This window comes from Streptomyces sp. F63 (assembly GCF_018070345.1).
Taxonomy (GTDB): Bacteria; Actinomycetota; Actinomycetes; order Streptomycetales; family Streptomycetaceae; genus Streptomyces.
On the sequence record NZ_JAGPXX010000024.1, the window covers coordinates 57,885 to 70,249 of the forward strand.

Sequence of the window (12,365 nt, forward strand, 5' to 3'; positions counted from 1 at the left end):
CTCGTTGGTACGCCGGCTGCGACACCGGCGAGCTGTATGGGATTCCCCGACCACCACCGACCCTACCCCTAAGAGAGGACGTTCGTGACATTGGCGCCGCTCCCCCGGCCCGGTCCCGCCATGCGGACAGCAGGCCGCCCGGCGCCCGCCCGGAGCGGGCCGGCCGGGCGTCCGGCAGGGGCCTCTCCCCGCTCGCGGACAGCCTTCCGGACGCGCGGAAATGACGGGACGTCAGTGCAGTTGGCCGGCCATCTCACCGGTGAAGTCCTCGGCCATCTCCTCCGTGAGACCGGCCTCGGTACCGGGAATGCCCAGGTCCTGGGCGCGCTTGTCGGCCATCGCCAGCAGCCGCCGGATGCGGCCCGCCACGGCGTCCTTGGTCAGCGGCGGATCGGCGAGCGCCCCCAACTCCTCCAGGGACGCCTGCTTGTGTTCCATGCGGAGCCGGCCGGCCGCCGCGAGGTGTTCCGGCACGTCCTCGCCGAGGATCTCCAGCGCCCGCTGGACCCGGGCGCCGGCCGCGACGGCGGCGCGCGCCGAGCGGCGCAGATTGGCGTCGTCGAAGTTGGCGAGCCGGTTGGCGGTGGCCCGGACCTCGCGGCGCATCCGCCGCTCCTCCCAGGCCAGTACGGACTCGTGCGCCCCGAGCCGGGTCAGCAGCGCGCCGATCGCGTCACCGTCACGGACGACCACCCGGTCAACACCGCGCACTTCGCGGGCCTTGGCGCCGATGCCCAGCCGGCGGGCAGCGCCGACCAGGGCGAGCGCGGCCTCGGGGCCGGGGCAGGTGACTTCGAGGGAGGAGGAGCGGCCGGGCTCGGTGAGCGAGCCGTGCGCCAGGAAGGCGCCGCGCCACGCGGCCTCGGCGTCGCAGGTGGCACCGGAGACCACCTGCGGGGGAAGCCCGCGGACCGGGCGGCCGCGGCCGTCCACCAGCCCGGTCTGACGGGCGAGTTGGTCGCCGCCGGCCACCACCCGGACCACGAAGCGGCTGCCGCGCCGCAGCCCGCCGGGGGCCATCACCACCAGATCGGAGGCGTGCCCGAAGATCTCCAGGATGTCCTTGCGGAGCCTGCGCGCCGCGATCCCCGTGTCCAGCTCCGCCTCGATCACGATCCGGCCGCTGACGAGGTGCAGGCCGCCCGCGAACCGCAGGATCGACGAGACCTCCGACTTCCGGCAGCAGGTCCGGGTGACGGGGAGCCGGGAGATTTCATCCTTCACCGCTGCCGTCATCGCCATGGGCCGATCCTTCCATGCATCCTGAAAATCCGGTCGTACGCGGCGGCCAGCAGCTCGGGGTCGTGCCGGGCCGAGCCGTCCGGCGCGGCCACCGGTGCCAGTTCGACCGTGCCGCCGAGCCGCTCGGCGGCTTCGGTGAGACGTTCCCGGTCGGGCACGGCGGCCTCGTCGGCCAGCACCACGTCGAAGGCGAGTTTAGGTGCGTGTCGGGCCAAAACCTCCAAATGACGCTGCGGGGAGAAGCCGTCGGTTTCACCGGGCTGCGGCGCGAGGTTCAGCGAGAGCACGCGGCGGGCCTTGGTCTCCGTCAGCGCGTCGCGCAGCTCCGGGACCAGGAGATGCGGGATCACGGAGGAGAACCACGACCCCGGGCCGAGCACCACCCAGTCGGCGTCGAGCACGGCCTCCACCGTCTCCGGCACCGCCGGCGGGTCGGCCGGGACGAGGTGCACGGACTGCACCTCACCGCGGGTGAGCGCGACGGTGGCCTGGCCGCGGACGGTGTCCACGTCCTCCGGGCGGGCCGGGTCGTGGCCCCGGACCAGGGCCTCCAGCTCCAGCGGGACCGCCGACATGGGCAGCACCCGGCCGTGCGCCCCGAGCAGCCGGCCCACCCACTCCAGGGCCTGGACGTGGTCGCCGAGCTGCTCCCAGAGGGCGACGATCAGCAGATTGCCCACGGCGTGGCCCTGGAGGTCCCCCTCGCCCGCGAAGCGGTGCTGGACGACGCGGGCCCAGGTCTGGCCCCACTCGTCGTCCCCGCAGAGCGCCGCGAGGGCCTTGCGCAGATCGCCCGGTGGCAGCACGCCGAGTTCGTCGCGGAGCCGGCCGCTGGAGCCGCCGTCGTCGGCGACGGTGACGACGGCCGTGAGGTCGCCGGTGATCCGGCGGAGGGCGGCGAGTGAGGCGGACAGGCCGTGCCCGCCGCCGAGCGCCACGACCTTGGGGTTCGTCCCCCGCCGCCGCACGGTGTGGCCGGCGCGGGCGGCGGTGTGGCCGGTGCGCGCCGGCATCAGCCGCCGGACCCGTCCGCTCAGCCGGGAACCGGGGTCGGGCTGCCGCGGGCTCCTCACTCGCGCCCCATGTCCCGGTGGACCACCACGGTCTCCACGCCCTCGGCGGCCAGGCGGGCGGCGAGCTTCTCGGACATCGCGACACTGCGGTGCTTGCCGCCCGTGCAGCCGACGGCGACGGTCACATAGCGCTTGCCCTCGCGGCGGTAGCCGGCGGCGATGAGCTGGAGCAGCTCGGTGTAGCGGTCGAGGAACTCCTTGGCACCGGGCTGGTTGAAGACGTAGCCGGACACCTCCTCGTTGAGTCCCGTGAAGGGGCGGAGCTCCGGGACCCAGTGCGGATTGGGCAGGAAGCGGCAGTCGACGACGAGGTCGGCGTCGACCGGGAGGCCGTACTTGTAGCCGAAGGACATGACCGTGGCGCGCAGCTCGGGCTCCTCGTCGCCGGCGAACTGGGCGTCCATCTTGGCGCGCAGTTCGTGGACGTTGAGGCTGGAGGTGTCGATGACCAGGTCCGCGTCGCCCCGGAGCTCGCGCAGCAGGTCGCGCTCGGCGGCGATGCCGTCGACGATCCGCCCGGGGCCCTGCAGCGGATGCGGCCGGCGGACGGATTCGAAGCGCCGCACGAGGGCGTCGTCGGACGCCTCCAGGAAGATCACCCGGCGCTTGACGTTCTTGGCGGCCAGGTCCGCGAGCGACTGGCGGAGGCTGTCGAAGAAGCCGCGGCCCCGGACGTCGACGACGACCGCGATCCGGGCCACGTTCCCCTGCGAGCGCGCGCCCAGGTCCACCATGGTGGGGATCAGCGCCGGGGGGAGGTTGTCCACCACGAACCAGCCGAGGTCCTCCAGGCACTTCGCCGCGGTGCTGCGGCCGGCCCCGGACATGCCGGAGATGATGACCAGCTCGGGGATGGCGGCCGCGTCGGCCGCGTCCGCCGTGGTGCCCGTACTCACCTGAGCTTCTTCTCCCTCGTGTCCGTTCATGCTCACTGCCCCCGTATCCCCGGCGGCGGGGAAGCCGCCGGCTCGTCCTCTTCCATCATCTCTCCGGTCGCGGTGTTCACCGCGGGAGCGGCCGGTGCCGCGGCGGCGAGCGCCGCGGCGACCTGCTCGGCCGTCCGGCGGCCGACGCCGGGCACTTCGCAAATCTGTTCGATCGTGGCCCCCCGCAGCCGTTTCACGGAGCCGAAGTGCTTCAGCAGGGCCTTGCGGCGGGTCTCGCCCAGCCCGGGTACCTCGGTGAGCGGCCCGGTACGCAGGCTCTTGCCCCGCTTGCTGCGCTGGTAGGCGATGGCGAAACGGTGCGCCTCGTCACGGATCCGCTGCAGGAGGTACAGGCCCTCGCTGGTGCGGGGCAGGACCACGGGGTCGTCCTCGCCGGGCAGCCAGACCTCCTCCAGGCGCTTGGCGAGGCCGCAGACGGCGACGTCGTCGACGCCGAGCTCGTCCAGGGCGCGCCGGGCCGCCGCGACCTGCGGCTGCCCGCCGTCGACCACGACCAGCTGCGGCGGGTAGGCGAACCGGCGGGGCCGGCCGGTCTCGGGGTCGACCGGCCCGCCGGGGCCGTTCCCCGTCTCCTCGTCCCACTCGCCGGTCGCCGTCTTCTCGCGCAGATAACGGCGGAAGCGGCGGCCGATGACCTCGTGCATGGCGCGGACGTCGTCCTGGCCGGCGAAGCTCTTGATCTGGAAGCGGCGGTACTCGCTCTTGCGGGCGAGACCGTCCTCGAAGACGACCATGGAGGCCACGACGTCCTCCCCCTGGAGGTGGGAGATGTCGAAGCACTCGATGCGCAGCGGCACGGACTCCAGGCCGAGGGCCTCCGAGATCTCCTCCAGGGCGCGGGAGCGCGTCGTGAGGTCGGAGGCGCGCTTGGTCTTGTGGAGGACGAGCGCCTGCTGGGCGTTCCGCCGCACCGTCGCCATCAGGTCCTTCTTGTCGCCGCGCTGCGGTATCCGCAGATCGACGCGGGAGCCGCGGCGGCCGGCGAGCCAGTCGGCGAGCGGCTCGACGGGATCGGGCAGGGCCGGGACCAGCACCTCGCGGGGGACGCCCTCGCCGCTCTCCTCCCCGTAGAGCTGCTGCAGGGCGTGCTCGACCAGCCCGGCGGTCTCGACGGCCTCGACCTTGTCGGTGACCCAGCCGCGCTGGCCGCGCACGCGGCCGCCGCGGACGTGGAAGATCTGGACGGCGGCCTCCAGCTCGTCCTCGGCGACGGCGATCAGGTCGGCATCGGTGGCGTCGGTGAGGACGACGGCGTTCTTCTCCATGGCCCGGCGGAGCGCCTCGATGTCGTCGCGGAGGCGGGCGGCCCGCTCGTAGTCCATCTCCTCGGCGGCCTCGCGCATCCGCCGTTCCAGACGCTGAAGGTAGGTGCCGGTGCGGCCGGCCATGAAATCGCAGAAGTCCTCGGCGAGCGCGCGGTGTTCCTCCGCGTCCACCCGGCCGACGCAGGGGGCCGAGCACTTGCCGATGTACCCGAGGAGGCAGGGGCGGCCGATCTGCGCGGAGCGCTTGAAGACCCCGGCGGAGCAGGTCCGCACCGGGAAGACCCGCAGCATCAGGTCGACGGTCTCGCGGATCGCCCAGGCGTGGGCGTACGGGCCGAAGTAGCGCACGCCCCTCCGCTTGGGGCCGCGCATCACCTGGACGCGGGGGAACTCCTCGTTCATCGTCACCGCGAGGGACGGATAGCTCTTGTCGTCGCGGTACTTGACGTTGAAGCGGGGGTCGAACTCCTTGATCCAGGAATACTCGAGCTGGAGGGCCTCGACCTCGGTGGAGACCACCGTCCACTCCACCGACGCCGCGGTGGTGACCATGGTGCGGGTGCGCGGGTGGAGACCCGCCAGGTCCTGGAAGTAGGAGGAGAGCCGCTGGCGCAGGCTCTTCGCCTTCCCGACGTAGATCACGCGACGGTGCTCGTCACGGAATTTGTAGACCCCGGGCGAGTCGGGGATCTGTCCCGGCTTGGGTCGGTAACTGCTGGGGTCTGCCATGGCTCCACCCTACTGGCGCGGTAGGACACCGCCGCCCGTTCCCGCCCCGGCCGCGAAAGCCTCTCCGGGGCGGGTCCGGAGGGCCTCCGTGGGGTGCTGGCAGCCGGTGGCGGGCGGGCGCGGCCGGCTGCCGGGCTCCGCCCCCGCGCCCGGGTCCCGGTCGCGGTTCCGCGGCGCTTTCCCGGCCGCTCCGGCCGCGGTCAGGCGTCGCCGCCGGCCACCAGCCTGCCGTCCTTCACGGAGACCGGCACGGCCGGCAGTGCCTTGGTGGCCGGACCGCGCAACACCTTGCCCGTCTCGGTGTCGAAACGGCTGCCGTGGCAGGCGCAGTCCGCACCGGCGCCCTCGACCGCGCTCAGCACACAGCGCTGGTGGGTGCAGACGGCGCTGAACGCACGGTACCGGTCCTCGGCCGGCCGGCTGACGAGGACCCGCTGCTCGCGGTAGAGCCTGGCTCCCCCCACCGGCACTTCGTCGGCGGCTCCGAGGTCGACCGGGGCGGAGGGGGTCTCCTCCCCGCCGCCACCGGTGCCGCCGCCCTCGCCGCACGCCGCCAGCCCGGCTCCGGCGGCGCCGGCGAGCGCGACTCCGCGGAACAGGGTGCGGCGGGAGGCTGCGGGCTGGCTGGTCATGGGAACCTCCTGGTCGGAGCGCGGTGCGGAGGGCATCCACGCCGGTACGGAGCGAGCCGGGCCGGTGGTGCCGAGCCGCCCGTGGCGGATGGATGCCGCTGTGTCCGAACCCTACCGGCGGCCCGGCGGCACCTCCGGGCGCCCCGCCCCTCGCCCGGCACCGGGTACGGGGGCGTGGACGCTCCGCCCCGTTCGGGCCAGGATGGGACCCGTGATCGTCGTAGCCGGTGAAGCCCTGATCGACCTCGTGCCGTCCGCCGTGGAGCCGGCCCCCGACGCCGCGCCCGGCGGACTGCCCGCCCTGCTCCCCCGGCTCGGAGGCGGGCCGTTCAACACCGCCCTGGCGCTGGGCCGGCTCGGTGCGCGGGCCGCGTTCTGCTCGCGGGTGTCCTCGGACCGGTTCGGCACGGAACTGCTGCGCGCCCTGCGCGCGGACGGCGTGGACACCGCACTCGTGCAACGCGGTCCGGAACCCACGACACTCGCGGTCGCCGAGATCGGCGCGGACGGGTCGGCGGGCTACCGCTTCTACGCGGAGGGCACGGCCGACCGCCTTTTCGCGCTGCCCGGGTCCCTGCCGCCGCGGACGCGGGCGTTGTCGCTGGGCACCTGCTCGCTGGTGCTGGAGCCCGGGGCGAGTGCGTACGAGGCGCTGTTGCGCCGGGAAGCGGCGCGGGGCGTCCTCACCGCGCTGGATCCCAACATCCGGGCGGAGCTGATCCCCGACGCGGAGTCCTACCGGGCACGGTTCCGAGCCTGGCTGCCCTCGGTCGGACTGCTGAAGGTGTCGGTGGAGGACGCGGAGTGGCTCGGCGGGGACCCGCGGGCGTGGCTGGCGGCCGGCCCGGACGCCGTGGTGCTGACCCGCGGCGGGGAGGGGCTGACGGTGCTGACCCGGGACGGCGAGTGGTCGGTACCGGCCGAGCCCGTCGAGGTGGTGGACACGATCGGCGCCGGAGATACCGTGAACGCCGCGCTGCTGCACCGGCTGGCCGCCCACGGCGCCCTGGTCCCGGGCGGCCCGCGGCGGCTCACCGGTGAGGAATGGCGGGACGTCCTGGTGTACGCCTCCCGGGCGGCGGCCGTCACCTGCTCCCGGGCGGGCGCCCGGCCGCCGTATGCCGGGGAACTCGCCGAACGATCCTGAGCCCGGCGCCGGCCCCGGCTCCGGCGACGGCCCGGCGACGGCCCGGCCGCGGGAGACGCCGGGCGGGCACGACGCGGGAGCCACCCGCCCCGGCCGCGCGGAGTTGCGCGGACCAGGCGGGGCGCCCGTCGTCACCCGGCAGCGGCCCTACCGCACGACCGCCGTCATGTCGCGGCCGCGGCGGTCCGCTTGCGTCCACCGGAGCGCTTCTTCGCGGCCGGGACCGGGGCGTCGCTCACCGTGTCCAGGATGTCGCGGAGGAACTTGCCGGTGTGGCTCGCGGGCACCGAGGCCACCTGCTCGGGGGTGCCCTCGGCCACCACGAGACCGCCGCCGCTGCCGCCCTCGGGGCCCATGTCCACGACCCAGTCCGCCGTCTTGATCACGTCGAGGTTGTGCTCGATGACGATCACCGTGTTGCCCTTGTCCACCAGCCCGGACAGCACCGTGATCAGCTTGCTGATGTCCTCGAAGTGCAGCCCGGTGGTGGGTTCGTCGAGCACGTAGACCGTGCGGCCGGTGGAGCGCTTCTGCAGTTCGCTGGCCAGCTTCACGCGCTGTGCCTCGCCGCCGGAGAGGGTCGGCGCGGGCTGCCCGAGGCGGACGTACCCGAGCCCCACCTCGTTGAGCGTGCGCAGATGGCGGGAGATCCTCGGCACCGCCTCGAAGAAGTCGAGCGCCTCCTCGATCGGCATGTCCAGGACTTCGGCGATGGACTTGCCCTTGTAATGGACTTCCAGGGTCTCCCGGTTGTAGCGCGCGCCGTGGCAGACCTCGCACGGGACGTACACGTCGGGCAGGAAGTTCATCTCGATCTTGATCGTGCCGTCGCCGGAGCAGTTCTCGCAGCGTCCGCCCTTGACGTTGAAGGAGAAGCGGCCCGGCTGGTAGCCGCGGACCTTGGCCTCCATCGTCTCCGCGAAGAGCTTGCGGATGTTGTCGAACACGCCCGTGTACGTGGCCGGGTTGGACCGGGGGGTGCGGCCGATGGGCGACTGGTCGACATGGACGACCTTGTCGACGAGGTCGTCGCCGTCGACCCGGGTGTGCCGGCCCGGCACGGACTTGGCGCCGTTGAGTTCACGCGCCAGGTGCGTGTACAAGATGTCGTTGACGAGGGTGGACTTGCCGGACCCGGAGACGCCCGTGACGGCGGTGAGCACGCCCAGCGGGAAGGAGACGTCGATGTCCCGGAGGTTGTTCTCCCGCGCGCCGTGCACCGTCAGCTGCCGCGCCGGGTCGACCGGGCGCCGGCTCCCGGGCAGCGGAATGGACTTCTTGCCGGACAGGTACTGGCCGGTCGTCGACTCCTCGTTGGCCAGCAGCTCCCCCAGCGGTCCGCTGTGCACCACATGTCCGCCGTGCTCACCGGCGCCGGGGCCGATGTCCACCACCCAGTCCGCGGTCTTGATGGTGTCCTCGTCGTGCTCCACCACGATGAGGGTGTTGCCGAGGTCGCGCAGCCGGACCAGGGTCTCGATCAGCCGGTGGTTGTCGCGCTGGTGGAGCCCGATGGACGGCTCGTCGAGGACGTACAGCACACCGACGAGACCGGAGCCGATCTGGGTGGCGAGCCGGATGCGCTGGGCCTCGCCACCGGAGAGGGTGCCCGCGGCGCGGTTGAGCGAGAGGTAGTCGAGGCCGACGTCGACGAGGAAGCGCAGCCGCTCGTTGACCTCCTTGAGCACCCGCTCGGCGATCGTCTTCTCGCGGTCGTTGAGCTTCATCTCCCGGAGGAAGTCCGCGCAGTCGCTGATGGACATCGCGGCGACCTCGGCGATGGAGCGGCCCTGGACCGTGACCGCGAGGACGATCGGCTTGAGCCGGGTGCCCCCGCAGGCCGGGCAGGGCACCTCGCGCATGTAGCCCTCGAAGCGCTCGCGGCTGCTGTCGCTCTCCGCCTCGCTGTGCCGGCGGCGCACGAACGGCACCGCGCCCTCGAAGGCGGTGGTGTACGCCCGCTCGCGGCCGTAGCGGTTGCGGTAGCGCACCTCGATCTGCGTCCGGTGGCCGTGCAGCAGGGCCTTCCTGGCGCGCAGGGGGAGACCGGCCCAGGGGATGTCGGTACGGAAGCCGAGGGCGTCGGCGAGGGCGCCGATCAGCCGGCCGAAGTACTCCTTGTTGTGCCCGTGCGACCAGGGGTGCAGGGCCCCCTCGTCCAGGGACTTCTCCTCGTCCGGGACGATCAGCTCCGGGTCGACCTCCATCCGGGTGCCGATGCCGGTGCAGTCGGGGCAGGCGCCGAAGGGCGAGTTGAAGGAGAAGGAGCGGGGCTCCAGTTCCTCGAAGGAGAGGTCGTCATAGGGGCAGTACAGATGCTGGGAGTACATCCGCTCGCGCTCGGGGTCGTCCTCGGGGAGATCGACGAAGTCGAGCACGACCATGCCGCCGGAGAGCCCGAGAGCGGTCTCGACCGAGTCCGTCAGCCGCCGCTTGGCGCCCGCCTTGACGGTGAGGCGGTCGACGACCACCTCGATGGTGTGCTTCTCCTGCTTCTTGAGCTTCGGCGGATCGCTGAGCTGGATGGTGGCGCCGTCCACCCGGGCGCGGCTGTAGCCCTTGGTCTGCAGGTCGGAGAAGAGGTCGGCGAACTCGCCCTTGCGCTCGCGGACCAGCGGGGAGAGCACCTGGAAGCGGCTGCCCTCGGGCAGGTCCAGCACCTTGTCGACGATCACCTGCGGTGACTGCCGGGCGATGGGCCGGCCGCACTGGGGGCAGTGCGGCTTGCCGATCCGGGCGAAGAGCAGCCGGAGGTAGTCGTAGACCTCCGTGATGGTGCCGACCGTGGAGCGCGGGTTGCGCGAGGTCGACTTCTGGTCGATGGAGACGGCCGGGGAGAGGCCCTCGATGAAGTCGACGTCGGGCTTGTCCATCTGCCCGAGGAACTGCCGTGCGTAGGAGGAGAGCGACTCGACGTAGCGGCGCTGGCCCTCCGCGAAGATCGTGTCGAACGCGAGGGAGGACTTGCCCGAACCCGACAGGCCGGTGAAGACCACGAGGGAGTCGCGGGGCAGGTCGAGGGAGACGTTCTTGAGGTTGTGCTCGCGAGCGCCACGAACGATGAGACGGTCGGCCACGCCGGTCGGCACCTTTCTTGAGAAAGCGACGGGGGTGCGGTGCGGAGCCCCGGACCCAGGGTATGGGGCGTGCCACGGCGGTGTCCCGGCGATGGGACACGGCTTCGGGCCCGGCCCGAGCCTATCGCACGCGTTTTCGATTTTTGGCCTCTTTCGCTCCCTGCCCCGCCCCTCCCGCCGGTTCCTCCGGCGACTCGCTACCGACCACGGTCCCGTCCGGCGACGATAGCGCCCGGGTATGACAACCGGTCTCGCCCGCGAGCTCACGGGCGGCACCCGAAGCCGCGGAGCGTCCGCCGACCGCGGCCGGCGGACGGGAAGACCCGGAGGGAAGCTCTTCGCGCTGCAACGACGCGGCGGCCTCGCTCCATTCCGGGGACGGCCCCCACTAGGCTGAGCCCATGACGTACAGCGGAGCGGTGAAGGTCGGCGGACCGGCCGATGTGCACGAACTGACGGACCTGATGATCTCCAAGGTGGCGGTGGGCCCCCTGGAGAACAACGCCTATCTGCTGCGCTGCCGGGCCACCGACGCCCAGTTGCTGATCGACGCGGCGGACGAGCCGCACACCCTGCTCCAGCTGATCGGTGACGGCGGTCTCACCGGGGTGGTCACCACCCACCAGCACGGCGATCACTGGCAGGCCCTGGCGGAGGTCGTGGCCGCGACCGGAGCCCGCACCTACGCGGGCCGGTACGACGCCGCGGGCATCCCCGTCTCCACGGACGTCCTGGTGGAGGACGGGGACACCCTCCACTTCGGCCGGATCGAACTCACCGCCCGCCATCTGGCCGGGCACACCCCCGGCAGCATCGCCCTCGTCTACGACGACCCGCACGGGCACCCGCACGTCTTCACCGGCGACTGCCTCTTCCCCGGGGGGGTGGGCAACACCCACCAGGACCCGGAGGCCTTCGCGAGCCTCATCTCCGATGTGGAGTCGAAGCTCTTCGGCCGGCTGCCGGACGAGACCTGGGTCTATCCCGGCCACGGGCGGGACACCACCCTGGGGGCCGAACGCCCGCACCTGCCGGAGTGGCGGGCCCGCGGCTGGTAGCCGGCCGCCGACGGCGCACGTCCCCGGGTCTTCCCCGGCGCACGTCCCCGGGTCTTCCCGCCGGCCCGGCTTCCCATCGGCCGGGCCTCCCCGCGGTCAGGTACCCGCGCCGTCCTTCTCCGGGGTCCCCGCGTCCGTCGCGGCGGCCCGGCCGTCCGTCCGGGCCGTCTCCTCCGGCACCTCCCGCCGCGTCTCCCGTGCGGAGGCGTAGAGGCTGGTGATCGTGGTGACGGCGAGGACGCCGCAGATCACGCCCAGCGAGACGGGAATGCTGATCTCCGGAACGTGCACCCCCGACTCGTGGAGGGCGTGGAGGAGGAGCTTGACGCCGATGAAGCCCAGGATCACCGACAGCCCGTAGGAGAGGTGGACCAGCTTCTTCAGCAGTCCGCCGATGAGGAAGTACAGCTGGCGCAGCCCCATCAGGGCGAAGGCGTTGGCGGTGAACACGATGTACGGGTCATCGGTGAGACCGAAGATCGCGGGGATCGAGTCCAGCGCGAAGAGCAGGTCCGTGGTCCCGAGCGCCAGGACGACGACGAACATCGGCGTCATCAGACGCCGGCCGTTCTCGCGCAGGAACATCTTCGTGCCGTGCCAGGCGCCGGTGGACGGGAACCGCTTCTCGACCAGCTTGAGGAGCCGGCCCTCCTCGTACTCCTCGTCGTGCTCCTCCCTGCGGGCGTCGTGGATCAGCTTCCCCGCGGTGTAGATGAGGAAGGCACCGAAGACGTAGAAGATCCAGGAGAAGTTGGCGATCAGCGCGGCCCCGGCGGCGATGAACCCGGCCCGCATGACCAGGGCGATGAGCACGCCGATCAGCAGGACCCGCTGCTGGTAGCGGGCCGGCACCGCGAACTTGGCCATGATCAGGACGAAGACGAAGAGGTTGTCGACACTCAGCGACTTCTCGGTGATGTAGCCCGCGAAGAACTCCCCGGCCGGGGCGCCCCCGCCGGCGGCGTACAGACCGGCTCCGAAGAGGGCGGCCAGCACGATCCAGACCACGGTCCAGACACCCGCCTCCCGGACCGAGACCTCGTGGGGTTTGCGGCCGATGAAGAAGTCGGCGGCGATCAGCGCGCACAGCCCCACGACGGTCAGGGTCCAGGCGGTCAGGGATACGTCCACGGCACTCCTCCGGCGGCGGTCCGATGCGTCGGCTCGCCGGTCCGTCCGCCGCGGAGGCCCGCGC

Annotated in this window: 9 protein-coding genes; 2 read left to right on the forward strand and 7 right to left on the reverse strand. The window is 72.5% G+C overall.

Features of this window, described 5'->3' with window-relative positions:
- Positions 1-231: 231 nt before the first annotated feature.
- The 5 genes from whiA to KBZ10_RS21590 all read right to left on the reverse strand — a co-directional run bounded on the left by whiA (position 232) and on the right by KBZ10_RS21590 (position 5,888).
- Complete coding sequence (gene whiA, locus KBZ10_RS21570; RefSeq protein ID WP_210989336.1) at positions 232-1,242, reverse strand: DNA-binding protein WhiA; 1,011 nt, start codon at positions 1,240-1,242, stop codon at positions 232-234.
- A complete protein-coding gene (gene yvcK, locus KBZ10_RS21575; protein ID WP_210989363.1) occupies positions 1,233-2,255 on the reverse strand; it encodes a uridine diphosphate-N-acetylglucosamine-binding protein YvcK in 1,023 nt (340 codons plus the stop codon). Before yvcK ends, whiA begins: the two co-directional genes overlap by 10 nt.
- A 56-nt stretch (positions 2,256-2,311) precedes the next feature.
- Positions 2,312-3,241: an RNase adapter RapZ gene (rapZ, locus tag KBZ10_RS21580; protein ID WP_210989362.1), complete on the reverse strand. Its 930-nt coding sequence runs from the start codon at positions 3,239-3,241 to the stop codon at positions 2,312-2,314.
- A gap of 2 nt (positions 3,242-3,243) precedes the next feature.
- The gene (gene uvrC, locus KBZ10_RS21585; RefSeq protein WP_210989337.1) at positions 3,244-5,256 is read right to left on the reverse strand and encodes an excinuclease ABC subunit UvrC; all 2,013 of its coding nucleotides are present in this window, start codon (positions 5,254-5,256) and stop codon (positions 3,244-3,246) included.
- A 200-nt stretch (positions 5,257-5,456) separates the two neighbouring features.
- A complete protein-coding gene (locus tag KBZ10_RS21590) occupies positions 5,457-5,888 on the reverse strand; it encodes a ubiquinol-cytochrome c reductase iron-sulfur subunit (protein ID WP_210989338.1) in 432 nt (143 codons plus the stop codon).
- 211 nt (positions 5,889-6,099) lie between these two features.
- Between KBZ10_RS21590 and KBZ10_RS21595 the strand changes: the two genes are divergently transcribed.
- Positions 6,100-7,035 carry a carbohydrate kinase gene (locus tag KBZ10_RS21595; protein WP_210989339.1) on the forward strand — a complete coding sequence of 312 codons (936 nt, stop codon included), beginning with the start codon at positions 6,100-6,102 and terminating at the stop codon, positions 7,033-7,035.
- A 164-nt stretch (positions 7,036-7,199) separates the two neighbouring features.
- On the opposite strand, the gene uvrA is transcribed toward KBZ10_RS21595, so the two are convergent.
- Positions 7,200-10,124 (reverse strand): excinuclease ABC subunit UvrA, encoded by a 2,925-nt coding sequence (uvrA, locus tag KBZ10_RS21600; protein WP_307847540.1) that lies wholly within the window; start codon positions 10,122-10,124, stop codon positions 7,200-7,202.
- 389 nt (positions 10,125-10,513) lie between these two features.
- On the opposite strand from uvrA, the gene KBZ10_RS21605 reads away from it, so the two are divergent.
- Entirely contained in the window at positions 10,514-11,170 is a 657-nt protein-coding gene (locus KBZ10_RS21605) for an MBL fold metallo-hydrolase (RefSeq protein ID WP_210989340.1), read from the forward strand.
- 96 nt (positions 11,171-11,266) lie between these two features.
- On the opposite strand, the gene KBZ10_RS21610 is transcribed toward KBZ10_RS21605, so the two are convergent.
- Positions 11,267-12,301 (reverse strand): TerC family protein, encoded by a 1,035-nt coding sequence (locus KBZ10_RS21610; protein WP_210989341.1) that lies wholly within the window; start codon positions 12,299-12,301, stop codon positions 11,267-11,269.
- Positions 12,302-12,365: the final 64 nt, after the last annotated feature.